This window comes from Pseudomonas sp. G11, assembly GCF_029457515.1.
GTDB lineage: Bacteria > Pseudomonadota > Gammaproteobacteria > Pseudomonadales > Pseudomonadaceae > Aquipseudomonas > Aquipseudomonas gorinensis.
In genome coordinates this window covers 709,937-735,323 of record NZ_CP120377.1, presented here as the reverse complement: position 1 = coordinate 735,323, position 25,387 = coordinate 709,937, and the positions used below count along the sequence as shown (strand labels likewise).

The window sequence follows — 25,387 nt, the reverse complement described above, 5'->3', positions numbered from 1 at the left end:
GTGGCGAGCGGGCTTGCCCCGCGTTGGGCTGCGAAGCAGCCCCACTAAGATCGCCGCGCTGTTTCAGCTGGACCGTGGCCTGAGGTTTTTGGGGCTGCTTCGCAGCCCAACGCGGGGCAAGCCCGCTCGCCACAGTAAGCCCGCTCACCACATCAAGCCGTCGCACCAAAGCACTACAGCGTTATTCCATGTCCTTGAGCCATTCGGAGCTCTTGAACCACTTGTCATGGATGCGATCGTAGGTGCCGTCGTTCTTGATCTGGTGCAGGAAGTTGTTGATGAAGTTGATGCTGTCGTAGTCGCCCTTCTTCAGACCGAACGCCAGCGGTTCGAAGGTGAAGGGTTCTTCCAGGAACACCAGCTTGCCGTTGCCGACTTTTTTCTCGGCAACGACGTTGTACGGGGCGTCATACACGAAGGCATCGGCCTTGCCATTGACGACGTCCAGCACACCTTCCTGCTCGTTGTCATAGCCGTGGTACTTGGCCTTGGAGATCAGCTTCTTGGCAACCATCTCGCCGGTGGTGCCGAGCTTGGAGGTCAGGCGGTATTTCTCGTCATTCAAGTCTTTGTAGGACTTGATGGTGCCTTCCAGCTCCTTGCGAATCAGCAGGGTCTGGCCCACCACGATGAAGGGTTCGCTGAAGTTCAGGCGCAGGTTGCGTTCCTGGGTCAGGGTCATGCCGCTGCCGATCATGTCGAACTTGCCGGTCAGGAACGCCGGGATGATGCCGTCGTAGCCGGTGGACACCAGCTCCAGCTTGACGCCCATGGACTTGGCCATGGCCTTGAGAATGTCGACTTCGAAACCAATGATTTCACCGCGCTTGTCGGTCATTTCGAACGGCATGTAGGTCGGGTCCATGCCGACTTTCAACGTGCCGCGCTTGACCGCATCATCGATCGCGCCGGCCTGGGCCGCATTGGCCGCGACCAGCGCGGTGACGCCGAGCAGCAGCATCGAAAGATACTTTTTCATCATCAAGTCCCCTGAACCATTCTTATGAGGTCGGCGCGCAAAAGGGCTGCACCATTTCGGGGTGCGATCCTAACCCACTCGATGCCTGTCACAAAGGTTTCACCGGGATTTGTTGTCGGGGTATGTCAGAAACGCCCTACAACGGTGCAGCAAAGCGCAGAGGCAGACACTTCGCCACCTGGCAATAGCCATTGATTGATGTGTAAGCAGTTATGACTTCAGTAGACTTCCGCCATCCAGGCGGTGTCCTTGAACCACTTGTCATACAGACGATCGTAGGTCCCGTCCTGGGCCACCTGGTTCAGGAAATGGTTGATCCAATTGAGGCTGTCGTAATCGCCTTTTTTCAGGCCGAACGCCAGTGGCTCATAGGTGAAAGGCTGCTCCAGGGCCAACAGCGAGCTGTTTTCGGGCTTGGCGATGGCGATCAGGTTGTAAGGCGCATCGTGGATAAAAGCGTCGGCCTTGCCCTCTACCACCTGACGCACGCCTTCTTCCGGCGTCGGGAACGTACGTAACCGCGCCGCTCCAAGGAATCGCCTGGCGGCCAACTCACCGGTCGTCCCCTCGATGGCGACGACTCGATAACCGGCATCATCCAGGTCTTCGATACTGCTGACCTTGCCGGCAAGGTCGGGATGCAGCAACACGGTCTGGCCGACAATGATGAAAGAGTCGCTGAAGTTCAATTTCAGGTTGCGCTGCTGGGTCACCGTCATGCCGCTGCCGATCAGGTCGTATTGCTTTTGCATCAGCCCCGGCAGCAGTTCGGTATAGGGCACCGGCACCATCTCCAGCTCGACGTCCAGGGCCTTGCTCATGGCTTGGAGCAAGTCGATTTCGAAGCCGACGATCTGCCCACGCTTATCGGTCATTTCGAAGGGCACGTAGGTGGGCGTCGTGCCGACCCTCAATACCCCTCGTTGAACCGCGTCGTCGATGGCGCCAGCGTTGGCCGGAGCACCGTATAAGAACCCGACGACACCCAGCAACACAGCACACAAACACCTTTTGATCATGAGATACCCCCGTTCCATTGAGCACACGACAACCCGCTACAGCGCCAGTGCGCGTAAACCTGGGTGGTCGAGTCAGATTGGGGGGCGATGCTAACCCACCCGTCGCCGCGGCAATACGCCTTGGACAGGGGTCTTTTGTTTCGAAATAACAAGGGGTTGGAGCAACAGAGGGCGCTGTAGGAAGACGCCGTGAACGCCCTCAGGGTAACCCCCTGAGGGCTTCAGCATCAGGCCGGTTGAGCCTGGGACACCACCGGTTGCAACGGTAGCAACGGGGCGTGCGGGTCGGCCTTGATCGAGTTACGCCAAGCGGCCAGCCACTCGGCGTGCCCATCGTTCCAGACCTGCTCGTGCAGGCGAGCCAGGGCGACCGGGTCGCTGAGCAGGGCCAGGCGTTCAGCGTTGTTGAGGCCGGCAGGGCCGACTTTCAACGCATGACGAACACGCTCGCCACGCAGGTACTCGATCGGCTCCGCCTCACGGTGACGCGAGGTCGCCAGGGCGCAGGCCAGGGCGTTCTGCTGCGGGTCGACCACCGAACGTATGAAGCCATCATTGAGGGCGTGCCAACGGTTTTCGTGGGTGTACTTCTCGGTAGACAGCAACGCCTGCGGCGGATTGTATTCCTCAGGGATCAGGAACAGGCTTTCGTCGCGGGACTTGAGGCCCAGATTGACCCGGCTGGAAATCACCGATACCGGGATCGACAGCATCAGCGACCCCACGATCGGCACCAGCCACCACAGGAAGCTTGGGTTCAACCACACCACCAGCAGTGCCCACAGGAAGCCGAGCAAGGTCTGGGTACCGTGGCGCTTGATCGCTTCGCCCCATGGGGTGGAGTCGTCGTCACGCTGCGGCGAATTCCAGGTCGCGGCCCAGCCGAGGAACGCGGCCAGTACGAAACGGGTGTGGAAGATCATGCGCACCGGCGCCAGCAGCATGGAGAACAGCATCTCCAGCAACATCGACAGGGTCACCTTGAACTTGCCGCCGAACTCTTTCGCGCCCTTGGCCCAGATCAGGATGATGCTCAGCAACTTTGGCAGGAACAGCAACACAATGGTGGTGGAGAACAGCGCCACCGCCTTGTCCGGATGCCATTGCGGCCACAGCGGGTACAACTGGCGCGGTGCCATGAAGTACTGTGGCTCCATCAGGGTGTTCACCGCCAGCAGGGCCGTCGACAGCACCAGGAAGAAGAACCACAACGGCGCCGACAGGTAGGACATCACACCGGTCAGGAACACGGCACGGTGTACCGGGTGCATGCCCTTGACCAGGAACAGGCGGAAGTTCATCAGGTTACCGTGGCACCAGCGACGGTCACGCTTGAGTTCGTCCAGCAGGTTCGGCGGCAGTTCTTCATAGCTGCCCGGCAGGTCGTAGGCAATCCACACACCCCAACCGGCACGACGCATCAGCGCGGCTTCGACGAAGTCGTGAGACAGGATCGCACCGGCGAACGCACCTTTACCTGGCAACGGCGCCAGGGCGCAGTGTTCGATAAACGGCTTCATGCGGATGATTGCGTTGTGACCCCAGTAGTGGGATTCACCCAACTGCCAGAAGTGCAGGCCAGCCGTAAACAGCGGGCCATAGACGCGGGTGGCGAACTGCTGCATGCGCGCATACAGGGTGTCCATGCCCGACGCCCGTGGCGCGGTCTGGATAATCCCGGCATCCGGCGTGGCTTCCATCAGGCGCACCAGGCTGGTCAGGCATTCACCGCTCATCACGCTGTCGGCGTCGAGCACCACCATGTACTTGTATTCACCGCCCCAGCGACGGCAGAAGTCGTCGAGGTTGCCGCTCTTGCGTTTGACGCGACGGCGACGGCGGCGATAGAAAATCTTGCCGAAGCCACCGGCTTCGCGGCACACGTCCAGCCAGGCTTGTTGCTCGGCGATACAGATGTCAGCGTCGTTACTGTCGCTGAGCACGAAGAAATCGAAGCGGTCCAGGTCACCCGTGGCCGCGACCGACTCGAACGTGGCGCGCAGGCCAGCGAATACCCGCGGCACGTCTTCGTTGCAGATCGGCATCACCAGCGCGGTGCGTGCATCCTTGGGAATCGGCTCGTTGCCGGCACTTTTACCGGAGATACGGTATTTATCGTGACCGGTGAGCAGTTCAAGGAAGCCCATCAACGCGGTCCAGAAACCGGCCGAAACCCAGCAGAACAGGATCCCGAACATGATCAGGATGCTGGTTTGCAGGGCGTAAGGCAGGACCTGGGTGGCGGTTTGCAACAGGGTCTGGTTGCGGATCTCGTCAAAGTCGACCAGCGACCAGCCCTGGTACGGCATGATGCCTTTCATGTACCAGCCGGCCACGATGGTCTGGCCGAGCATCAGTACCAGCAGGATGTAGCGACGGATCGACCCCACGGTGCGCCAGCGCGCCGCCGGCAGCACGCGCTCGTCTTTCGGCGGCTTCGGCGGGTTGGTTCGGCCAGTCAGGCGACGCCAGCCGCGCACCAGGATATTGGTGCGCCATGGCTCCGGTACGACCTTGGTGCGACGAATCGGCGGCGTGGCCTTGAGGCACACGCGGCCGCTGGCGTCGAGCACCAGCATTTCGGCGTCTTGCAGCTCTTCGGCCGTGCTGAGGGTCAACCGGCGGCCGACCGACGCCTGGGCGGCGTCGACGGGCGCATCGAAGGTCGAAGACGACAAACGCTCGTGCAGTTCGGTGAAGGATGTGCAGCCTGCCAGTTCGGCACGCTGCTCAGCGGTCATCGGGAGATGCGCCAGATACTCGGACAGAGTCTCTGGCTGGGCTTGAGAATTACTCATCGGCAGGCAACTGATAGCTCCAGGTTTCGGTCAGGACTTGCTCGGTCTTGATCGGCTCCGGTGTGGCTGGGGCAGCTTCTGGCTGCTTGGCGTCCTTGTCTTTCGCGTCTTTCTTGGCCTGTTTCTCGTGCTGCTTGGCCAGGACCTTGTCGGCCTTGAGCACTTGGGTCGAAACCTGCTCAGGCTCAGGCTGCACGATGTCCTGCACCAGGGACGCACGCATCTCGGTGGGTTTTCCGGGATCCTTGATCTTCATGCGCAGGGTCAGGCGCCAGCCTTTGGTGTGCTCGTTGTAGCGCACGCTGTTTTCAACCAGCTCAGCGTTGTCACCCACACTCACCTGGCTGCGCACAGGCGCGTCCGGCAGCAGTTTCTTCAGGGACGGGCCCTCGAAATCGATCAGGTACGCCACGCTGCCGTCGGGCTGACGGATCAGGTTGGATTGTTTCACGTCACCGGTCGAACGCAGGGTCTGCTTGACCCAGGCGCTGTCCGGCGAATGGAACGCGGCGTCGTCCAGGGTCCAGTGCAGGCGGTAGGCAACATCCAGCGGCTTGCCGACTTCCGGCAGTTCGGCCGGGCTCCAGAACGCTACGATGTTGTCGTTGGTTTCATCGGCGGTCGGAATCTCGACCAGGTCGACGGAACCCTTGCCCCAGTCGCCTTCAGGCTCGATCCAGGCGCTTGGGCGCTTGTCGTAGTTGTCGTCCAGGTCTTCGTAGTGGCTGAAGTTGCGGCCGCGTTGCAGCAGGCCGAACCCACGCGGGTTCTCCACGGTGAAGTTGCTGACCGACAGGTGTTTAGGGTTGTTCAGCGGGCGCCAGATCCACTCGCCATTACCGGCATGGATCGACAGGCCGCTGGAATCGTGCAGTTCGCGACGGTAGTTCAGGACCTTGGATGGCTGGTTGGCGCCAAACAGGAACATGGAAGTCAACGGGGCAACCCCCAGCTTGCTGACTTTGTCGCGCAGGAACATCTGGGACTTGACGTCGACCACGGTGTCGGTGCCCGGGCGCAGGATCAGGCGGTAGGCGCCGGTGGCGCGTGGCGAATCCAGCAGGGCGAAGATCACCAGGTGCTTGTCACCCGGCTTTGGACGTTCGATCCAGAACTCGGTGAAACGCGGGAACTCTTCGCCGGACGGCAGCGCGGTATCGATCGCCATGCCACGGGCGGACAGGCCATACACCTGGTCCTTGCCCACGACGCGGAAATAGCTGGCGCCGAGCATAGTCATGATTTCGTCTTGCTTGTCGCCCTTGTTGATCGGGTACAGCACACGGAAACCGGCATAACCGAGCTGTTCGGTGGCCTTGGGATCAACCTTGACGTCGCCAAAATCGAAACGCGACGCGTCGTACTTGATTTCCTGGACGCTGTCAGCGGTGACTTCGTTGATTTTCACCGGTGTATCGAAGTGCATACCCTGGTGATAGAAGGACAGTTTGAACGGGGTGTTCTGATCGGCCCACTCGGCTTTTTCGTTGCGGAAACGAATCTTCTGGTAGTCCGCGAATTTCATTTCGCGGAATTCGTTCGGCAGATTGCTGCGCGGAGCTTCGTATTTCTGCCCGGCCAGCTCTTTTGCCTTGGCCGACACATCGTCCAGACTGAATGCCCACAGTTGACCCGCGCCGAACAGGCAAAACAGGGCGGAGCCCGTCACCAGTGCGTTTCGTAACCGTTTGGCAGACAATTTTGGTGCATTACAGGGACTAACAATCACGAGCAACCCTCGCCGAAAACAGATCAAAAAACCAACGGCCAGCTATCTATATGCCAGGTTGGCGAGCATTGTTCCGACTCCCCTGGGTCAAAATGATTCCCCTGAGGCTATCGGACAAGTCTCTACCTAAGTCAAAAATGGACCAATCAACGCTGATCCCCGTAGCGCGCGATTATCTAGTAGCCCGCGATACAACGCATCAGGGACAACGAAGTATTTGTAGCGAAACCCTGCGTTTTTAGGCATTAAAGTCGTTTTTAATACATTCATGTCTGTAGGAGGAAGGTCACAGGGCCATCATTGACCAAATGCACCTGCATATCCGCACCAAAACGCCCCGACGCCACCGTGCCATGCAATTGTTGCGCTTGTGACAACAAGTGCTCAAAAAGCGCCGCTCCCAAGGCGGGAGGCGCCGCCGTGGAGAAGCTTGGCCGCAGCCCGCTCCTGGTGTCAGCCGCCAGGGTGAACTGCGACACCAGCAGCAAACCGCCGCCGATATCCTTCAGCGAACGGTTCATCTTGCCCTCGTCGTCGCTGAATACCCGGTAGTTAAGCAGCTTGTGCAGGAGTTTGTCGGCACTCTCGCGTGTATCCGATGGCTCAACGGCCACCAGCACCAGCAAACCCTGGTCGATCGCCCCTACGATTTCGCCTGCGACTTCGACACGGGCGCCACGCACCCGCTGCAACAGGCCCTTCATGCTTCTTCTGGTGGCAGGTCGAGCAGGCGTCGCGCCATTTCGCCGGTCGCGCGGACCAGAGCATCCGTAATACCGGGCTCGGACGCCGCATGGCCAGCCTCGCGGATCACCTGCAGTTCGCTGTTGGGCCACGCCTGATGCAACTCCCAAGCGTTATCCAGAGGGCAGATCATATCGTAGCGCCCATGGATGATTACGCCAGGCAGATGGGCGATCTTATGCATGTCGCGAATCAGTTGGTTGGGCTCCAGGAAGGAGTTATTGGTGAAGTAATGGCACTCGATACGCGCAATGGACAGTGCGCGTTGCGGCTCGGAGAAACGCTCCACATGCTGCGGGCTCGGGCACAGGCCCAGCATGCGACCTTCCCAGCCGGACCAGGCCTTGGCCGCGTGCATCTGGGCGATCTGGTCGTTGCCGGTCAGGCGCTTGTGATAGGCCGCGATCATGTCGTGACGCTCATCGGCAGGAATCGGCGCGATGTAGTCCTGCCAGTAATCCGGGAACAGGCGGCTGGCGCCGGCCTGGTAGAACCACTCGATGTCCTGCGGGCGGGCGAGGAAAATGCCGCGCACGATCAGGCCATGCACGCGCTCGGGGTGGGTTTGCGCGTAGGCCAGGGCCAGGGTCGAGCCCCAGGAGCCGCCAAACAGCACCCATTTGTCGATGCCCAGGTGCTCGCGGATGCGCTCGAGGTCGGCGACCAGGTCCCAGGTGGTGTTGTTTTCCAGGCTGGCGCGGGGTGTAGAGCGGCCGCAGCCACGTTGGTCGAATGTGACGATGCGGTACAGGTTCGGATCGAAATAGCAGCGGCTCTGGGCGTCGCAACCTGAGCCTGGGCCACCGTGGATGAAGACCACAGGCAAGCCTTCGGGGGAGCCACTTTCATCGACATACAGCGTGTGAATGGCATCAACGGCCAGATCGTGCCGGGCGTAGGGTTTGATCTGCGGGTACCAAGTCTGCATTGCGCGCTCCATAAGGGGTCGGGTTCATCCCTGGTGGGACGTCTTTTATTTTGCCGTCTGGCACTATAAACCCGAATTGTGCAATGAGCATGTCCTTGAGTACTTAGACCGGTGTCAGCCGTTCGCCATGTAAGTACTGGAACAGACAGCGATACAACGGATCGACCTCAGCCGCCTGGCCCTGGGCCCGCAAACGAGCGTGGACCAGCCCTTTGCCGAGGTACAGCACAGTGCCCACGCCCCCGAGAGCTCGCACTTCAATTACTTTGAATAACGCTGTTTCCCCCACGCTAGCAGCCCTTGCAGCAACTGCTTCAACACCACCCGCGTCGGTTCGGCCAGATCCGGGCGATAGCGGAACGGCTCGAACTCTTCCATATAGGTGCTCTGGCACAACTCCAGCTGCACGGCGTGGATATCCTGCGCCGGGTTGCCGTAATGGCGGGTGATATGGCCGCCCTTGAAGCGCCCGTTCAAGACGTGGGTGTACTGTGGATAAGTGGCACAGATGGCCTCGAGCTGGCTGGCCAGCTCCGGATCACAGGCGGCGCCGTTGAAGGTGCCCAGGTTGAAGTCCGGCAGCTTGCCGTCGAACAGGTGGGGGATTACCGAGCGGATCGAATGCGCATCGAACAGCAGCGCATAGCCGAACTCAGCCTTGAGGCGGGCCAGTTCCTCTTGCAGTGTGCGGTGGTACGGGCCCCAGACCTTTTGCAGGTAGTTGGCGCGTTCGGTCGCGCTCGGTTCCAGCCCTTCACGGAACAACGGCACGCCATCGAACAGCGTCGCCGGGTACAGGCCGGTGGTGGCGCCGGCGTACAGCGGCTTGTCGTCGGACGGCCGGTTGAGGTCGATGACAAAGCGCGAGTACTGCGCCGCCAAGGTGCTGGCGCCCAGTTCCTCGGCAAAGTCATACAGGGTCGGAATGTGCCAGTCGGTGTCCGGCAGGCTTTGCGCCTCGGGGATCAAACCGGCTTCGACCGCGGGCGTGAGGCGCAACCCGGCGTGGGGCATGCTGATCAGCAGCGGCACGCGGCCTTGTTTGAAGCTCAGAACCTTATCCACAACGGTACTCCTTAAACATTGATATCGACGCCGTGGCGCACGACGCGTTTATCCAGCTCGCCGCCCAGCCAATAGGCCAGGTCGGCGGGGCGATCGATCTGCCAGGCCACAAAGTCGGCAACCTTGCCCACTTCCAGCGAGCCATGGGTATCGCCCATGCCCAGGGCGGTGGCCGCGTGTTGCGTGGCGCCGGCCAGGGCTTCTTCCGGGGTCATGCGGAACAGGGTGCAGGCCATGTTCAGCATCAACCGCACCGACAACGCCGGCGAGGTACCGGGGTTGAGGTCACTGGCGATGGCGATTTTCACGCCGTGCCGGCGCAGGGCATCCATGGGCGGCAACTGGGTTTCGCGCAGGAAGTAGAACGCCCCCGGCAGCAAGACTGCGACGGTACCGGACGCGGCCATGGCGATGGCGTCGTCTTCGGTCATGAACTCCAGGTGATCCGCCGACAGCGCCTGGTAACGCGCCGCCAGGCTCGAACCGTGCAGCGATGACAGTTGCTCGGCGTGCAGCTTGACCGGTAGGCCGAGTTGCCGGGCGACTTTAAACACGCGCTCGACTTGTTCGGGCGAAAACGCCAGGTATTCGCAGAAGGCATCCACCGCGTCCACCAGCCCTTCGGCGGCCAGCGCCGGCAGCATCTCGGTGCAGATGTGATCGATGTAGTCGTCGGCGCGGTCCTTGTACTCCGGTGGCAAGGCGTGGGCCGCCAGGCAGGTGGCGCGCACGCTGACCGGCAGCGCATCACCGAGGCGGCGAATCACCCTCAGCAACTTGCGTTCGCTGGCCAGGTCCAGGCCGTAGCCGGATTTGATCTCCACCGTGGTCACGCCATCGCGCAGCAAACTGCACAGGCGCTTGCGGCTGCTTTCGAACAATTCGTCTTCGCTGGCGGCGCGCGTGGCGCGCACGGTGCTGGCGATACCGCCGCCCTGGGCGGCGATCTCGGCATAGCTCACGCCTTCAAGGCGCTGCTCGAATTCGCCACTGCGGTTGCCGCCGAACACCGTGTGGGTGTGGCAGTCGATCAGCCCGGGAGTCACCCAGGCGCCTTGCAGGTCATGCACCTGGGCATAGTCCAGCGTGGGCACTTGGCTGCGCGGGCCGATCCACTCGATAAGCGAACCCACGGTGACCATCGCGGCATCCTCGATGATCGAGTATTTGCCTTGGGCCATGGTTGCAACGTGGCAGTGCTGCCAAAGGGTTTTCATCAACGGCTCCCGATGTGATCCCTGATCCCTGTAGGAGCGAGCTTGCTCGCGAAGGACGTCAGCGATAACGCGTGCATCCTGGATGAATGCGGTGTCCTTGAGTTTTTCGCGAGCAAGCTCGCTCCTACAGGGGGGTGTGGTGTGTTTAGAGGCTCGGCAGCAACTTGGCCGGCACCAGTTCATTCAGGCAGCGGCTGGCGAGCAGTTCGCTGGCGGCGATGATGTCCGGGGCGAAGAAGCGGTCCTTGTCGTAGAACGCCACCTTGGCGCGCAGGATGCCACGGGCCTTTTCCAGTTTCGGCGAGGTTTTCAGGCCTTCGCGCAGGTCCAGGCCCTGGCAGGCGGCCAGCCATTCAACCGCCAAGATACCGCGCACGTTCTCGGCCATTTCCCACAGGCGCTTGCCGGCCGCCGGCGCCATGGACACGTGGTCTTCCTGGTTGGCCGAGGTCGGCAGGCTGTCGACGCTATGGGGATGGGCCAGCGCCTTGTTCTCGCTGGCGAGTGCCGCGGCGGTCACCTGGGCAATCATGAAGCCGGAGTTCACCCCGCCATTGCCCACCAGGAACGGCGGCAGTTGCGACATGTGCTTGTCCATCATCAACGAGATACGGCGCTCGCTCAGGGAACCGATTTCAGCGATGGCCAGCGCCATGTTGTCAGCAGCCATGGCCACCGGTTCGGCGTGGAAGTTGCCGCCGGAGATCACGTCGCCTTCCGCGGCGAAGACCAGCGGGTTGTCTGACACGGCGTTGGCTTCGATCACCAGCACGTCGGCGGCCTGGCGGAACTGGGTCAGGCAGGCGCCCATGACCTGTGGCTGGCAGCGCAGGGAGTACGGGTCCTGCACCTTGTCGCAATTCTGGTGCGACTGCGACACCTGGCTGCTGTCGCCGAGCAGGTCGCGATAAGCCGCCGCCGAGTCGATCTGCCCTCGCTGGCCACGGGCTGCGTGGATACGCGCATCGAACGGCGAACGCGAACCCAGCACCGCTTCCACGGTGAGGCCGCCACAGGCCAGGGCGCCGGCGAACAGATCTTCACCTTCGAACAGGCCGCGCAAGGCGTAGGCAGTGGACACCTGGGTGCCGTTGAGCAGCGCCAGCCCCTCCTTGGCGGCCAGGGTCAGCGGCGTGAGGCCGGCGACTTTCAGCGCGTCGGTCGCCTCCAGCCATTCGCCCTTGTGGCGCGCCTTGCCTTCGCCGAGCAGCACCAGGGACATATGGGCCAAGGGCGCCAAGTCGCCGGACGCACCGACCGAACCTTTCAGCGGAATATGCGGGTACACCTCGGCGTTGATCAGCGCGATCAGTGCGTCGATGACCTGGCGGCGAATCCCGGAAAAGCCACGGCTCAGGCTGTTGACCTTGAGCACCATGACCAGCCGCACCAGCGCATCGCTGATGGGCTCACCGACGCCTGCGGCATGGGACAGCACCAGGGAGCGCTGGAGGTTTTCCAGGTCTTCGCTGGCAATGCGGGTCGAGGCCAGCAGGCCGAAACCGGTGTTGATGCCGTAGGCAGTGCGGTTCTCGGCGAGAATCTGTTCCACGCAGGCGACACTGGCTTCAATCTGGGCCGAGGCACTGTCATCCAGGCTGAGGGTTACCGGCTGCTGGTAGATGGCCCGCAGTTGGGCGAGGCTCAGTTGGCCTGGAATCAGGTTTAGCGCAGTCACATTCGTGCTCCTTGTGAATTATTGTTCAGTGCAATTCGGGAAAAACCGGGTGCAGCAAAGCGGTGTTCTTGAGCAGCGCGGCGGCGGTGGCGATGTCCGGCGCCAGCCAGCGATCCTGCTCGTACGGTGGCACGTGTTCACGCAACAGGCGCCAGGCGCTGTCGGTGCCCGCGCCGAAGCGCTGGCCCTTGAGGAATTCGAATGCCTGGGCCGCCAGCAGGTACTCGATGGCGAGGATCTGAGTGACGTTGGCCAGCACCTGGTGCAGCTTGAGCGCGGCATTGGTGCCCATGCTCAAATGGTCTTCCTGCAGGCCCGACGTGACGAAGTTGTCGAGTACCGCCGGTTGCGCCAGCTGGCGGTTTTGCCCGCACAACGAAGCGGCGACGTACTGCACGATCATCATCCCGGAGTTGACCCCGGGGTTGCTCACCAGAAACGCCGGCAGGCCGCTGACGTGGGGGTTGATCAGGCGGTCGAGACGGCGCTCGGCCACCGAGCCGATTTCGGCCATGGCGATGGCGAGCATATCGGCAGCCAGCGCCACGGACTGCCCGTGAGGGTTGGCCTGGGACACTACGCGGTAGTTGTCCGGCGTACCGAGTACCAGTGGGTTGTCGGTGGCGCTGTTGAGTTCGGTCTCGATCTGGCGGGTCGCGTGCTCCAGCTGATCGCGCGCCGCACCGTGGATCTGCGGGATCGAGCGGATGCTCAGAGCGTCCTGGGTGCGGATGCCTTTGCTGCTGGCGATCACTTCACTGCCATCGAGCAACGCGCGCAGGTTGATACCGACCTGCTGCATGCCGGGGTGAGGCTTGAGGGCAATGATTTCTTCGTCGAACGCATCGATCTGGCCACGCAGGGCCTCGAAACTCATGGCGCCGATCACATCGGCCCATTGCAGCAGGTGGTGAGCATCGGCCAGGGCCATGCAACTCAGGCCGGTCATGCACGGCGTGCCGTTGACCAGGCACAGGCCATCCTTGGCGCCGAGTACCACCGGCTGCAAACCTTCTTGGTCCAGGGCCTGTTGCGCCGGGACGACCTGACCGCGATAGCTCACATGACCGACGCCCAGCAGCGCCACACCGACATGGGCCATATGGGTCAGATAACCCACCGAGCCCTGGGACGGTACTTGCGGCGTGATGCCGTGGTTGAGCAGCGCCAGCAGCGAATGCACCACCTGCGGATGCAGGCCGGATTTGCCGTGGCTGTAGTTGATGACGGCCGCACAGATGATCGCGCGGGTCTGCTCGTCGCTGAGTACCGGGCCGACGCCACAGGCGTGGCTCAACAGGGTATTGCGCGACAACTGGCTCAGTTGCTCGCCCTCAAGCGACACGTTGCACAACGCGCCCAGCCCGGTGTTCACGCCGTAGGCGCGTTCGCCGCTGGTGACGATGCGCTGCACGATGGCCTGGGCATTGTCGATCCGCGCCCAGGCCTGGCCGGAGAGTTGGAGCACCGCGCCGTGACGGGCGACGGCGACCACGTCCTGCCAGCGCAGGAGGGTGTCGGCGATGATGATTTTTGCTGCCTGGGACATCTTCATACCTTCTTCAATTCTTGTGCAGCCTTACCGGCCCTATCGGGGGCAAGCCCCCTCCCACCTTTGAAGGTGTTCACAATTCAAAATGTGGGAGGGGGCTTGCCCCCGATAGGGCCAGCAGCCTTCCCACACATCCAGGATCAGACCACCGCCGCCCGCCGCTGAACAAACCGATCCACATACTCATCCGCCGGCGAGTGCAGGATCTCCCGCGGCGTGCCGACCTGGATCAGCTTGCCGTCCTTGAGGATCGCGATGCGGTTACCGATACGCACGGCCTCGTCGAGGTCGTGGGTGATGAATACGATGGTCTTGTGCAGGGTCTTTTGCAGCTCGAGCAACTGGTCCTGCATCTCGGCGCGAATCAGCGGGTCGAGGGCGCTGAAGGCTTCGTCCATCAGGATGATGTCGGTGTCGGCCGCCAGGGCGCGGGCCAGGCCCACACGTTGGCGCATACCGCCGGAGAGCTGGTGCGGGTATTTGTTTTCGTAGCCCTTGAGGCCCACGGTTTCGACCCAGTGCTGTGCGCGTTCGGTACAGACTTGCTTGGTTTCGCCGCGCACCTTGAGGCCATAGGCGACGTTGTCGAGCACGCTCTTGTGGGGCAACAGGCCGAAGCTCTGGAACACCATGCTGATCTTGTGCCGACGGAATTGGCGCAGGGCATCCATGTCCAGTTGCAGGATGTCTTCACCGTCGACTAGGATCGCACCGCTGGTGGGGTCGATCAGGCGATTGAAGTGGCGCACCAGCGTGGATTTGCCCGAGCCCGACAGGCCCATGATCACGAAGATCTCACCGGTACCGATGCTCAGGGACAAATCGTTAACGCCGACCACGCAACCGGTCTCGGCCAGCACTTGATCCTTGGTCTTGCCCTGGCCGATCAACGACAGCGCCTCCTTGGAGCGCGCGCCGAAGATCTTGAAGACGTTTTTTACTTCGATTTTGCTGACAGTAGTCATTTGCTCGCCTCATGCCGTGGACGACCATAGGCCTGGGTAATGCGGTCGATGACCACTGCGAGAATCACGATCGCCAGTCCGGCTTCCAGGCCACGACCGACGTTGAGGGTCTGGATGCCGACGAGCACGTCTTCGCCCAGGCCACGGGCGCCGATCATCGAGGCGATCACCACCATCGACAACGCCATCATGGTGGTCTGGTTGATACCGGCCATGATGCTCGGCAGGGCCAGCGGCAGTTGCACGCCGAACAGTTGCTGCCAGCGGTTGGCACCAAAGGCGTTGATGGCTTCCATGACTTCGCCGTCGACCTGGCGAATCCCCAGGTCGGTCAGGCGAATCAGCGGCGGCGCGGCGTAGATCACTGTGGCGAAGATCGCCGGCACCTTGCCCAGGCCGAACAGCATCAGCACCGGGATCAGGTACACGAAGCTGGGCATGGTTTGCATGATATCGAGCAGCGGCATCAGCACCGAACGCAGGCGATTGCTGCGTGCCGACAAAATGCCCAGCGGAATGCCGATCAGCACCGAGATCACCGTGGCGACCATCATCAGCGCCAGGGTCTGCATCAGCTTGTCCCACAGGCCGACCGCGCCCACCAGGAACAGCAAGCCGACGATCACCGCCGTGGTCAGCACTTTGCGGGTGGCATGCCAGGCAACACCGCCGACGATGGCCAGCATCAGCCACCAGGGAGCTGCACGCAGCAACCCTTCCAGGTTGACGATGGCCCACAGCAGGGTGTCGGAGATGTGCCGGAACACATCGCCGTAATTGGTGACCAGTGAGTCCACCCAACCGTTGACCCAGTCGGCAATGGAAAACGTAAAACTCTCAGGAAACATAGCGTGCTCTCGATCCAGTGGGTTGTGGCCAGGCGCCCGGCTACCCCTCAGGGTAGCCGTGCACACTTGACCTACAAGGCCGCGTCGATTTTCTTGGCTGCGTCTTCACTCACCCAGGCGTGCCAGACTTCAGGATGTTCCTTGAGGAAAATTTTCGCCAGTTTCGGCGACTCAATTCGCTCCTTGGCCATGCGCCCCAGGTTCTGGTTCAGCAGGTCGATGGGCAGGTTGACTTTTTCCAGCACAGCCACCAGTTCCGGGGCTTGTTCGTGGAAGGTCTTGGACAGGCCGACCTTGATGCTCACGCTTTTATCCACACCCGGTTTTTCTTCCAGTTTCACCAGGTCGACCTGGCCCATCAGCGGTGTCGGCGACCAGTAGTAGAACAGGATCGGTTCGCCACGCTTGTAGCTCGACAGCACCGCGGCATCCAACGCCGGGCCGGTGCCTGGACGGAAGTTGGTGTAGCTGCTTTCCAGGCCGTAGCTCTTGAGCATTTCGCTGTTGTCCAGCTCGCAGGTCCAGCCGGCCGGGCAGTTGTAGAAACGGCCCTTGGAGGGCTCTTCCGGGTCTTTGAACACAGAGGCGTACTTGGCCAGGTCGGCGATGTTTTTCAGGCCCGCCGCCTTGGGTTCCAGCTTGCGCTTGGCATCACCTTCGACCACATAGCGCGGCACGTACCAGCCTTCGATAGCGCCCACAATCGGCGCACCGACGCCGACGACTTTGCCGGCCTTCTCGGCCTTGTTCCACACTTCGCTGCGGCCAACCCACTCTTCGGCAAACACTTGGATATCGTTGCTGCTCAGGGCGTTTTCCATGGTGATGGAGTTGCCGGGCAGGCTATCGGTTTTGCAGTCGTAGCCTTTTTCCAGAACGGTTTGCAGGATGTCGGTGAGCAACATGCCGCTTTCCCAGTTCAGGCCGGCGAACTTCACCGGTTTACCGGATTCACACCAACCGGCCGCCTGGGCGCCAGCAGTGGCCAGCAAGCCCGCGGAGAATACGGTGGCCAACAGGGTCTTGTGCATTTTCATTGTTGTGACGCTCCCAATCATGAAATGGATTACGGCAGTCATTAGGCATCCTGCCCTGTCCACGTCCCCTCAGGCCTGTGCAACCAGCCCGTTTGTCGTCGTTGGTACAGCGCCCTGCTCTAGCGGCAGGATCAGGTGTTCAGGCATCGATCTGGGCCATTTTTTTGCCGCCCAGTAGTACAGCGCGGCGGGAAGTACCAGGCCGATGATCCAGGAAATGTCCACATCCCCCAGGGCCGCCACCAGCGGGCCGGTGTAGAACTTGGTGGAGATGAATGGCAATTGCACCAGCACCCCGAATACGTAGACGCTGATACCGACCGGGTTCCAACGGCCGTAGCGACCGTTCGGATCGGCCAGCGCCGACACGTCATAGCGATCACGAGTGATGCAGTAGTAGTCGACCAGGTTGATCGCACTCCAAGGCGTAAAGAACGCCAGCAGGAACAGGATGAAAGACTTGAATGCACCGAGGAACGAGTGCTGGCCAAGCAAGGCGATCAGGGTCGCCGCGCCAACGATGGCCAGCACGAACACAAGACGCTGCAAGCGCGTGACCTCCAGGCGACCCCGAAAGCCGCTGATGATGGTCGCGATGCACATGAAGCTGCCGTAGGAGTTCAGCGTGGAGATGGTGACCTTGCCGAACGCGATGCTGAAGTACAGCAGCGCAGCCGAGGCCCCCGCACCACCCAGACCTACGATGTAGGCCACTTCATGACCGGCAAATTGCCCGTTGGACATGGCCGCGGCAAACACGCCGAGGATCATCGCCACCTGTGCGCCAACCACCGAACCGGCACCGGCCGCCAGAAAGGTTTTCACCGAGGACGTCGTGCTCGGCAGGTAGCGTGAATAGTCCGCCACGTAAGGGCCGAAGGCGATTTGCCAGGATGCCGCGAGCGACACCGCCAGCAGGAAGCTGCTCCAACTGAAGTGGCGGATTTGCAGGAGCGCACCAACGTCGGCCTGGCTCATCAGACGGCTGAACAGGTAGACAAAGGCAATCACGCCAATGACGCTGGCAACGCGGCCGATAAAGTGGATCACCCGATAACCGAGCACCGTGACCAGCACGATGACACTGGCGAAGGCCAGGATCCCGACGCTGTCGCTGACACCGAACAATTGGCCCAGCGCCTGACCGGAAAGCACCGTGCCCGTCGCGGTGAAACCGAGGTACATCAAGCAGACCAGTACGATCGGGATCGCCGCGCCATACACACCGAATTGCACCCGGCTGGAGATCATCTGCGGCAGGCCCAGCTTGGGCCCTTGGGCCGCATGCAACGCCATCACGCCACCGCCCAGCAGTTGACCGATCAGCAGGCCGATCAACGACCAGAACACATCACCGCCCAGCACCACGGCCAGGGCCCCGGTGACGATCGCAGTGATCTGCAGGTTGGCACCCAGCCACAGGGTGAACTGGCTCAATAGACGACCGTGTCTTTCCGCTTCCGGGATGTAGTCGATCGAACGCCTTTCGATCAACGGGGTGGTGCTTGCACGCGCATCATTTGCAGCCATGGGTGTTCAACCTCTGATGGATTGTTTTGGGTTCGCCGCCGATCACATGTGGAGGGGGCTTGCTGCCGATGGCAGTGGGTCAGTCGCCAGACCTATTGGCTGATACACCACCATCGGGAGCAAGCCCCCTCCCACATCGGTTACTTGATCATCGGCAGGTTCAGCCCCTGCTCTTTGGCGCAGTCGATCGCGATCTGGTAACCCGCATCGGCATGACGCATCACCCCGGTGGCCGGGTCGTTGTGCAGTACGCGAGCAATCCGCTCAGCGGCTTCGTCGGTGCCGTCACAGACGATTACCATCCCGGAGTGTTGGGAGAAGCCCATGCCCACGCCGCCGCCGTGGTGCAGCGAAACCCAGGTCGCGCCGCTGGCGGTGTTGAGCAAGGCGTTGAGCAGAGGCCAATCGGACACGGCGTCGGAACCGTCCTGCATGGCTTCGGTTTCGCGGTTGGGGCTGGCCACCGAGCCGGAGTCCAGGTGGTCACGGCCGATCACGACCGGTGCCGACAGCTCACCGCTGCGCACCATTTCGTTGAACGCCAGGCCCAGCTTGGCGCGCTGGCCCAGGCCAACCCAGCAGATACGCGCCGGCAGGCCCTGGAAGCTGATGCGCTCGCGCGCCATGTCCAGCCAGTTGTGCAGGTGGGCGTCGTCGGGGATCAGCTCCTTGACCTTGGCGTCGGTCTTGTAGATGTCCTGCGGGTCACCGGACAGCGCCGCCCAACGGAACGGGCCGATGCCACGGCAGAACAGCGGGCGGATATACGCCGGTACGAAGCCTGGGAAGTCGAACGCGTTTTCCACGCCCTCTTCCTGCGCCATCTGGCGGATGTTGTTGCCGTAGTCGAAGGTCGGGATGCCTTGCTTCTGGAATTCCAACATGGCTTTGACGTGCACGGCCATCGACTGCTTGGCGGCCTTGATCACGGCCGCCGGTTCGGTCTTGACGCGGGCGCGGTATTCGTCCCAGGTCCAACCGGCCGGCAGGTAACCGTTGAGCGGGTCGTGGGCGCTGGTCTGGTCGGTGACCATGTCCGGACGCACGCCGCGCTTGACCAGTTCCGGCAGGATTTCGGCGGCGTTACCCAGCAGGGCGATGGAAATCGCCTTGCCCTCTTTGGTGTACTTGGCAATGCGCGCCAGGGCGTCGTCGAGGTCAGTGGCTTGTTCGTCGACGTAACGGCTGTTCAGGCGGAAATCGATGCTGACCTGTTGGCATTCAATGTTCAACGAGCAGGCGCCAGCCAGGGTTGCGGCCAGTGGTTGAGCGCCGCCCATGCCGCCGAGGCCGGCGGTCAGTACCCAACGGCCCTTGAGGTCGCTGTTGTAATGCTGGCGACCGGCTTCGACGAAGGTTTCGTACGTGCCTTGGACGATGCCCTGGCTACCGATGTAGATCCAGCTGCCGGCGGTCATCTGGCCGTACATGGCCAGGCCCTTGGCATCCAGTTCGTTGAAGTGTTCCCAGCTGGCCCAGTGCGGCACCAGGTTGGAGTTGGCGATCAGCACGCGCGGCGCATTGGTGTGGGTCTTGAACACGCCGACCGGTTTGCCGGATTGCACCAGCAGGGTTTCGTCGTCATTCAGGTGGGTGAGGCTTTCGACGATCTGGTCGTAGCACTCCCAGTTGCGCGCTGCACGGCCAATACCACCGTACACCACCAGTTCTTTCGGGTTCTCGGCCACTTGCGGGTCAAGGTTGTTCATCAGCATGCGCAGCGGCGCTTCGGTCAGCCAGCTTTTGGCGGTGAGCTTATTACCGCGGGCGGCACGGATTTCGACGTCACGGTATTTTGTAGGCCTTGCTTTCGAAAAATCGGTCACAGCTGGACTCCTCGGCATGATGCGCGAACATGGACGGTGCGAAGGAGAGTCTTACGCACACATCTTTACTTGTACATACAAGCATATGCAATCAAGCGGCCAACTTTCTGAGCGAGGTGTTCGGATTTTTTTGGAAAGCGCGTTCGAGCCTTGGAAATTAAGGCCTGGAGGGATGATGAAATTTCTTACGAAGGCGTTTTATAGCGAGGGAGGTTTGTCACGACAGCGCGGTTTTGCGCCACGCTGGGGCGTTCGGTAACAAAATGGTGCGAGACCTGGAAACAGGTCGCAAGAACAGTGGGAAACAAATGTGGGAGGGGGCTTGCCCCCGATAGCGGTGGATCAGTCAGCCCATCTGGTACTGACACACCTATATCGGGAGCAAGCCCCCTCCCACAGTTTTTAACCGCGTGCGGTCAGTTCGATGATGCAGCTGCGGCCAGCCACGCCTATGTCCAACAGGCCGGTGTTACCGTCGATTTGCAGGCAATCGTGATGACCCAGCGTGTGCCCCAGCACCTTCACTTCATCCGCCACGCTGAACACCAGCACGGTCTGCGCGGTACTGAAGAACTGCTGCACACCGTCCACCCATTGCAGCCTCGCGTGGTAACGCTGGGGCGAATAGATCAGGTTGAAATCGCGGATCGGCCCGGTGATCAGGCGGCATGACACCTGGCTATCACCCTTGAAGGCAAATGGTTGCAGGGGCAACAGGCCGCGCTGTTCTTCGCCATCCACGGTCAACACCATGCCGGCGCCCTTGATCACCGTGATCACGCGCTGGTAACCGGCGAAGCTGGAAAACCCGCCCGACTCGCCGATGTCGGCAATCGACAAGCGCCAGCCAAACCCCTCCAGGCCCTCGCCAGCATCACGGGTGATTTCTTCGGTGCTGCCACCGCCGTTTTTCCACGGCATGCGCACGTAATCGGTGGCGCGCCAGACTTTCACTGCACTCATTTACTGAAACGTCCTTCCAGGCTATGACGGGAACCGGGGTGGATCAAACGCGCGGCGGTCACCGGCTGGCGACCCGACCACGTGCGGCGGCGAATCAACAGGCATGGCTCGCTCGGCTCGATCTGCAACAGTTTGCACTCGGTGGCATCGGCGAGGATCGCTTCAACCACGTGCTCGCCTTCGGTCAGCGGCGCCACCTGGTTCAGATAGGCGTAGGGCGTTTGCTGGGTGAAATCCTGTTGCAGGTATTCCGGGGCGACCAGCGCGTTGACGAAACGGTCTTCGATTTGCACGGGAATATCGTTTTCGTAATGCACGATCAACGAGTGGAACACCCGTCCGCCCTCACGCATTTCCAGGGCGACGGCGCGCTCGGAACCGGCGGCCTCTTCGCCCAAGGTGATGACCTGGCAGGTATGGCGATGTCCGCGGGAGGCGATCTCATCGGCAATGTTGTGCACTTCAAACAGCGCGGACTGGCTCTTGGGCTCGGCGACAAACGTGCCGACGCCTTGCATGCGCACCAGCAAACCTTCGGCGGTGAGCTCACGCAGGGCGCGGTTGATGGTCATGCGGCTGAAACCCAGCTGGCTGACCAGTTCGCTCTCCGACGGTACGCGGTAATGGGGCGGCCAGTTGCCGTTGAGGATCTGCTGGCTGATCATCTGTTTGACGCGGGCATACAAGGGCGCCGGACTTTCGTCCATGTGGGCAGCCAGCGAAGACTTGGCGGGCGGAGTCGGCACAGGGAATCCTTGCAGGTGGAAAAGATGCATAGATTGCCGGAGTTTACCGAGCAGGCAAACGTCTGTATATGTATATACAAATAAACACACGACCGGGGTGCTCTAATCATGTCCGCTTTCTTTGCCGAACGCGCGCTGCTGCCTAATGGATGGGCCAACGATGTACGTCTTGAAGTCGACGCCGCTGGCGTACTGACACGCGTCCAGGCCAATGCCAGTGCAGACGCCGCCGAACGGCTCAGAGGTCCGCTGCTGGCGGGCATGCCAAACCTGCATTCCCACGCGTTTCAACGCGCCATGGCGGGCCTGGCCGAAGTCGCCGGCAACCCGAATGACAGCTTCTGGACCTGGCGCGACTTGATGTACCGCATGGTCGGCAAGATCAACCCGGCGCAGTTGCAGGTCATCGCCCGACAGCTGTACATCGAGATGCTCAAGGCCGGTTACACCTCGGTGGCTGAGTTCCACTACGTGCATCACGACGTCAGCGGCCAACCCTATGCCGACCGCACGGAACTGTCGCGCCAGATCAGCCAGGCCGCCACGAGCAGCGGGATCGGCCTGACGCTGGTGCCGGTGCTGTACAGCCACTCCGGGTTTGGCGGACAGGCACCGAATGAAGGGCAGCGCCGGTTTATCAACAGCACCGAAAACTACCTCGACCTGCAGGCGCGCTTGCAACCGATCCTCGCGGCGCAGCCAGCGCAACAACTGGGCCTGTGTTTTCACTCCCTGCGTGCGGTCACGCCGGAGCAGATCCATGAGGTACTCGCGGCCAGCGACAAGACCTGCCCCGTGCACATCCACATCGCCGAACAGCAAAAAGAAGTCGACGACTGCCTGGCCTGGAGCGGCAAACGCCCACTGCAATGGCTGTACGACAATGTCGACGTCGACGAACGCTGGTGCCTGGTCCATGCCACCCACGCCAACCCGGAAGAGGTCACGCGCATGGCCAGGAGCCGGGCGATTGCCGGTTTGTGCCTGACCACCGAAGCCAACCTGGGCGACGGGATCTTCCCGGCCGTGGACTTTCTCGCCCAGGGTGGGCGCATGGGAATTGGCTCCGACAGCCATGTGTCGCTGAGCGTGGTGGAAGAACTGCGCTGGTTGGAATACGGCCAGCGCCTGCGCGATCAGCGGCGCAACCGCCTGTATCGCAGTGATCAGCCGATGGTCGGCCGCACGCTGTTCGACGCCGCGCTCGACGGCGGCGCCCAGGCGCTGGGACAGCCGATTGGGCAATTGGCAGTGGGCAAGCGTGCGGACTGGATCGTGCTGGACGGCAACGATCCGTACCTGGCGACGGCAACCGAAGACGGGATTCTCAATCGCTGGTTGTTTGCCGGTGGGGATCGACAGGTGCGCGATGTAATGGTCAACGGGAAGTGGGTAGTGCGCGATGGGCGGCATGCCAGCGAGGAAGAAAGCAGCCGGGCGTTTACGCAGGTCTTGAGGGATTTGTTGGGCTGACAGGCAATCCATAACAAATGTAGAGGCCCCCGCTAAATCTCCGATTTAGCGGGGGCCTCTGTGGCGAGCGGGCTTGTCCCGCGTTGGGGCGCGAAGCGGCCCCTGACAAAAGACACCTGCGCTGTGTCAGGCACGCCTCAGTAGCTGGTTTGGGGGCCGCTTCGCGCCCCAACGCGGGGCAAGCCCGCTCGCCACAACGCCCCCCCCCCTCCCACATTGTTTACTGCGAGGTCTTCGCCATCTGCTTATCCGACGTACGCCAAATCAAACGCGTGGTGTCATACCCCTGCTGGCGCGCCCTGCTGAGCAGGTCTTCGCGGGTATCGGCGCTGACCGTCGGCGTACGTGACAGGATCCACATATAACGTCGGCTCGGGCTGCCAACGATGGCGGTCTTGTAGTCATCGCTGACGTACAACACCCAGTAATCGCCTTTGGCGACGCCCGGCAACAACGCGGTAAACCAGTTATTGAATTCCACCCAGAGCTTGTCGGTCTTGCCCGGCACCTGCGGCGTAGCCGTGCCCTTGGCTTCTTCCCACTTCCAGTCAGTCGTCAGGCAGCGGTTGAACACCGACATATCGCCATCGGGAAGCAATGTGTAGCGGGCTTCGGACTGTGCACAGTTGCGCTGGAAGTACATCGGCAATCGAGCCAACTCATACCAGGTACCCTGGTAACGCTTGAGATTGACGTTACTCGCTGTCTTGGGTTGCAGATCGTCGCCAGAATGGCTGGCACAGCCCGCCAAAAAAAGGCTGGCACAAAGGAACAAAACAAAACGCATCATTCTTCTTCTCCCGCAGGCTCTCGCCCCGGTTTACTTCAGGCCTTGCCCGGAAAACATCAGAACCTTGTCACCGGCATATTGAACGCTGATAAAGCTGTTTTTATCACCCCAGGTGCAACTGGACATGCCCAATGCGCCGGAACAATCGGTCGGCTTACCCAGCAACGACTCCACCTCGGCCTTGGCCATGCCGGCCGACAACTTTGCGTAGTTTTCTTGGTTGACCTTGCTGCAAGCGGCCAACAGCACGCAAAAAGCCAGCAAAGCGAGACGGCGTAACGACATGGAATAACTCCTGGAGGGACGAAGCAGCTTGGGTATCTGCCAGAAGCTTAGAAGGGAAAAGAGGTGTCTGGTTCCCGACGAACGAAAACAAAAAAGCCCCGAAAACGCTGAAACGTTTCGGGGCTTATTTAAGGGTGAACCGGCTCACAACAACGCCGATCACTTATCGCGAAAAGTTACTTCTTGTGGTAACCGGTTACGCGCTCAACCTCTTCCTTCGAACCCAGGAACACCGCCACGCGCTGGTGCAGGCCTTCGGGCTGGATGTCGAGGATACGCTGATGGCCGTCGGTCGACGCACCGCCTGCCTGTTCAACCAGGAACGACATCGGGTTGGCTTCGTACATCAGGCGCAGCTTGCCCGGCTTGGACGGCTCGCGGCTGTCGCGTGGGTACATGAACAGGCCACCGCGGGTCAGGATACGGTGCACGTCAGCCACCATCGCCGCAACCCAGCGCATGTTGAAGTTCTTCTTCAACGGGCCTTCTTCGCCTTCCATCAATTCGTTGACGTAGCGCTTGACCGGTTCTTCCCAGTGGCGCTGGTTGGACATGTTGATCGCGAATTCCTGCGTGGCAGCAGGAATGGTGATGTCTTCGTGGGTGAGTACGAAGCTGCCCATTTCACGGTCCAGGGTGAAGCCCTTGACGCCATCGCCCAGGGTCAGCACCAGCATGGTCTGCGGGCCGTAGATCGCGTAGCCGGCCGCAACCTGCTCGGTGCCTGGCTGCAGGAAGGCCTTTTCGTTGAGGGCTTCGTTCTGGCTCAGGTATTCGTTCGGGCAACGCAATACCGAGAAGATGGTACCGACGGGGGCGTTGATGTCGATGTTGGACGAACCGTCCAGTGGGTCGAACACCAGCAGGTAGGCGCCTTTCGGGTACTTGCCCGGGATCTGGTAGGCATTGTCCATTTCTTCGGACGCCATGCCGGCCAGGTGACCGCCCCATTCGTTGGCTTCGAGCAGGATCTCGTTGGAGAGTACGTCGAGTTTCTTCTGCACTTCGCCTTGGACGTTTTCAGTGCCCATGCTGCCCAGGACACCGCCCAGTGCGCCTTTGGACACGGCGTGGCTGATCTCCTTGCAAGCACGCGCCACCACTTCGATAAGGAAGCGCAGATCGGCAGGCGTGTTGTTGCTGCGGGTCTGCTCGATCAAATAGCGACTCAGGGTAACGCGGGACATGGAAGGCTCCGATGTATGGGGGGGCTTA

The 25,387-nt window shown here is 61.4% G+C and carries 20 protein-coding genes and 1 pseudogene; 1 reads left to right on the top strand and 20 read right to left on the bottom strand.

From position 1 onward, the window contains the following. Positions 1-181: 181 nt before the first annotated feature. The 17 genes and pseudogenes from P2T68_RS03300 to hutC form a co-directional block, all read right to left on the bottom strand. Positions 182-979 carry a transporter substrate-binding domain-containing protein gene (locus tag P2T68_RS03300; RefSeq protein WP_041160821.1) on the bottom strand — a complete coding sequence of 266 codons (798 nt, stop codon included), beginning with the start codon at positions 977-979 and terminating at the stop codon, positions 182-184. Positions 980-1,197: 218 nt separating this feature from the next. Next, a complete protein-coding gene (locus tag P2T68_RS03295; RefSeq protein WP_069075075.1) occupies positions 1,198-1,998 on the bottom strand; it encodes a transporter substrate-binding domain-containing protein in 801 nt (266 codons plus the stop codon). 225 nt (positions 1,999-2,223) lie between these two features. After that, positions 2,224-4,796 (bottom strand): annotated as a pseudogene (mdoH, locus tag P2T68_RS03290) (glucans biosynthesis glucosyltransferase MdoH); the annotation flags it as partial. Beyond that, positions 4,789-6,525 carry a glucan biosynthesis protein G gene (locus P2T68_RS03285; protein ID WP_041161080.1) on the bottom strand — a complete coding sequence of 579 codons (1,737 nt, stop codon included), beginning with the start codon at positions 6,523-6,525 and terminating at the stop codon, positions 4,789-4,791. The pseudogene mdoH and the gene P2T68_RS03285, both read right to left, overlap by 8 nt. 266 nt (positions 6,526-6,791) lie before the next feature. Next, positions 6,792-7,229 (bottom strand): D-aminoacyl-tRNA deacylase, encoded by a 438-nt coding sequence (dtd, locus tag P2T68_RS03280; RefSeq protein WP_024072920.1) that lies wholly within the window; start codon positions 7,227-7,229, stop codon positions 6,792-6,794. Further along, entirely contained in the window at positions 7,226-8,197 is a 972-nt protein-coding gene (pip, locus tag P2T68_RS03275) for a prolyl aminopeptidase (protein ID WP_024072919.1), read from the bottom strand. The genes dtd and pip overlap by 4 nt, the downstream gene beginning before the upstream one ends. A 261-nt stretch (positions 8,198-8,458) precedes the next feature. Continuing rightward, entirely contained in the window at positions 8,459-9,262 is an 804-nt protein-coding gene (gene hutG, locus P2T68_RS03270) for an N-formylglutamate deformylase (protein WP_069075078.1), read from the bottom strand. 11 nt (positions 9,263-9,273) lie between these two features. Continuing rightward, entirely contained in the window at positions 9,274-10,479 is a 1,206-nt protein-coding gene (hutI, locus tag P2T68_RS03265) for an imidazolonepropionase (protein WP_069075079.1), read from the bottom strand. A gap of 145 nt (positions 10,480-10,624) precedes the next feature. Next, on the bottom strand, positions 10,625-12,157 hold the full coding sequence (hutH, locus tag P2T68_RS03260; protein WP_024072916.1) for a histidine ammonia-lyase: 1,533 nt from the start codon (positions 12,155-12,157) through the stop codon (positions 10,625-10,627). A 25-nt stretch (positions 12,158-12,182) separates the two neighbouring features. Continuing rightward, positions 12,183-13,706: a histidine ammonia-lyase gene (gene hutH / locus P2T68_RS03255; RefSeq protein ID WP_277379732.1), complete on the bottom strand. Its 1,524-nt coding sequence runs from the start codon at positions 13,704-13,706 to the stop codon at positions 12,183-12,185. A 143-nt stretch (positions 13,707-13,849) separates the two neighbouring features. After that, positions 13,850-14,674 (bottom strand): glycine betaine/L-proline ABC transporter ATP-binding protein, encoded by an 825-nt coding sequence (locus tag P2T68_RS03250; protein WP_024072914.1) that lies wholly within the window; start codon positions 14,672-14,674, stop codon positions 13,850-13,852. Further along, the gene (locus tag P2T68_RS03245; RefSeq protein WP_017738813.1) at positions 14,671-15,522 is read right to left on the bottom strand and encodes a proline/glycine betaine ABC transporter permease; all 852 of its coding nucleotides are present in this window, start codon (positions 15,520-15,522) and stop codon (positions 14,671-14,673) included. The genes P2T68_RS03250 and P2T68_RS03245 overlap by 4 nt, the downstream gene beginning before the upstream one ends. Before the next feature lie 71 nt (positions 15,523-15,593). Beyond that, the gene (locus P2T68_RS03240; protein ID WP_024072913.1) at positions 15,594-16,559 is read right to left on the bottom strand and encodes an ABC transporter substrate-binding protein; all 966 of its coding nucleotides are present in this window, start codon (positions 16,557-16,559) and stop codon (positions 15,594-15,596) included. Positions 16,560-16,628: 69 nt separating this feature from the next. Continuing rightward, on the bottom strand, positions 16,629-18,089 hold the full coding sequence (locus tag P2T68_RS03235; protein WP_024072912.1) for a cytosine permease: 1,461 nt from the start codon (positions 18,087-18,089) through the stop codon (positions 16,629-16,631). A 140-nt stretch (positions 18,090-18,229) separates the two neighbouring features. Then, positions 18,230-19,933, bottom strand: coding sequence for a urocanate hydratase (gene hutU, locus P2T68_RS03230; RefSeq protein WP_277379058.1), 1,704 nt, complete (start codon positions 19,931-19,933; stop codon positions 18,230-18,232). Between the two features lie 384 nt (positions 19,934-20,317). Continuing rightward, the gene (locus tag P2T68_RS03225; protein ID WP_024072910.1) at positions 20,318-20,878 is read right to left on the bottom strand and encodes a HutD family protein; all 561 of its coding nucleotides are present in this window, start codon (positions 20,876-20,878) and stop codon (positions 20,318-20,320) included. Further along, the gene (gene hutC / locus P2T68_RS03220) at positions 20,875-21,654 is read right to left on the bottom strand and encodes a histidine utilization repressor (RefSeq protein WP_172831335.1); all 780 of its coding nucleotides are present in this window, start codon (positions 21,652-21,654) and stop codon (positions 20,875-20,877) included. Before hutC ends, P2T68_RS03225 begins: the two co-directional genes overlap by 4 nt. Positions 21,655-21,732: 78 nt before the next feature. Between hutC and P2T68_RS03215 the strand changes: the two genes are divergently transcribed. Next, a complete protein-coding gene (locus tag P2T68_RS03215) occupies positions 21,733-23,097 on the top strand; it encodes a formimidoylglutamate deiminase (RefSeq protein ID WP_277379057.1) in 1,365 nt (454 codons plus the stop codon). A 220-nt stretch (positions 23,098-23,317) separates the two neighbouring features. On the opposite strand, the gene P2T68_RS03210 is transcribed toward P2T68_RS03215, so the two are convergent. From P2T68_RS03210 to P2T68_RS03200, 3 genes are all read right to left on the bottom strand, one after another. Further along, positions 23,318-23,887, bottom strand: coding sequence for a lipocalin family protein (locus P2T68_RS03210; RefSeq protein WP_024072907.1), 570 nt, complete (start codon positions 23,885-23,887; stop codon positions 23,318-23,320). Positions 23,888-23,917: 30 nt separating this feature from the next. After that, positions 23,918-24,172 carry a hypothetical protein gene (locus tag P2T68_RS03205; protein WP_017849914.1) on the bottom strand — a complete coding sequence of 85 codons (255 nt, stop codon included), beginning with the start codon at positions 24,170-24,172 and terminating at the stop codon, positions 23,918-23,920. Between the two features lie 176 nt (positions 24,173-24,348). After that, entirely contained in the window at positions 24,349-25,359 is a 1,011-nt protein-coding gene (locus P2T68_RS03200; RefSeq protein ID WP_024072906.1) for a class 1 fructose-bisphosphatase, read from the bottom strand. Positions 25,360-25,387 lie beyond the last annotated feature (28 nt).

What these genes read in the sequence shown, in the direction of transcription:
- P2T68_RS03300 (WP_041160821.1), bottom strand. Translation starts at nt 979, where the DNA reads ATGAAAAAGTATCTTTCGATGCTGCTGCTCGGCGTCACCGCGCTGGTC.
- P2T68_RS03295 (WP_069075075.1), bottom strand. Translation starts at nt 1,998, where the DNA reads ATGATCAAAAGGTGTTTGTGTGCTGTGTTGCTGGGTGTCGTCGGGTTC.
- dtd (WP_024072920.1), bottom strand. Translation starts at nt 7,229, where the DNA reads ATGAAGGGCCTGTTGCAGCGGGTGCGTGGCGCCCGTGTCGAAGTCGCA.
- pip (WP_024072919.1), bottom strand. Translation starts at nt 8,197, where the DNA reads ATGCAGACTTGGTACCCGCAGATCAAACCCTACGCCCGGCACGATCTG.
- hutI (WP_069075079.1), bottom strand. Translation starts at nt 10,479, where the DNA reads ATGAAAACCCTTTGGCAGCACTGCCACGTTGCAACCATGGCCCAAGGC.
- hutH (WP_277379732.1), bottom strand. Translation starts at nt 13,706, where the DNA reads ATGTCCCAGGCAGCAAAAATCATCATCGCCGACACCCTCCTGCGCTGG.
- P2T68_RS03250 (WP_024072914.1), bottom strand. Translation starts at nt 14,674, where the DNA reads ATGACTACTGTCAGCAAAATCGAAGTAAAAAACGTCTTCAAGATCTTC.
- P2T68_RS03245 (WP_017738813.1), bottom strand. Translation starts at nt 15,522, where the DNA reads ATGTTTCCTGAGAGTTTTACGTTTTCCATTGCCGACTGGGTCAACGGT.
- P2T68_RS03240 (WP_024072913.1), bottom strand. Translation starts at nt 16,559, where the DNA reads ATGAAAATGCACAAGACCCTGTTGGCCACCGTATTCTCCGCGGGCTTG.
- P2T68_RS03235 (WP_024072912.1), bottom strand. Translation starts at nt 18,089, where the DNA reads ATGGCTGCAAATGATGCGCGTGCAAGCACCACCCCGTTGATCGAAAGG.
- hutU (WP_277379058.1), bottom strand. Translation starts at nt 19,933, where the DNA reads ATGCCGAGGAGTCCAGCTGTGACCGATTTTTCGAAAGCAAGGCCTACA.
- P2T68_RS03225 (WP_024072910.1), bottom strand. Translation starts at nt 20,878, where the DNA reads ATGAGTGCAGTGAAAGTCTGGCGCGCCACCGATTACGTGCGCATGCCG.
- hutC (WP_172831335.1), bottom strand. Translation starts at nt 21,654, where the DNA reads ATGCATCTTTTCCACCTGCAAGGATTCCCTGTGCCGACTCCGCCCGCC.
- P2T68_RS03215 (WP_277379057.1), top strand. Translation starts at nt 21,733, where the DNA reads ATGTCCGCTTTCTTTGCCGAACGCGCGCTGCTGCCTAATGGATGGGCC.
- P2T68_RS03210 (WP_024072907.1), bottom strand. Translation starts at nt 23,887, where the DNA reads ATGATGCGTTTTGTTTTGTTCCTTTGTGCCAGCCTTTTTTTGGCGGGC.
- P2T68_RS03205 (WP_017849914.1), bottom strand. Translation starts at nt 24,172, where the DNA reads ATGTCGTTACGCCGTCTCGCTTTGCTGGCTTTTTGCGTGCTGTTGGCC.
- P2T68_RS03200 (WP_024072906.1), bottom strand. Translation starts at nt 25,359, where the DNA reads ATGTCCCGCGTTACCCTGAGTCGCTATTTGATCGAGCAGACCCGCAGC.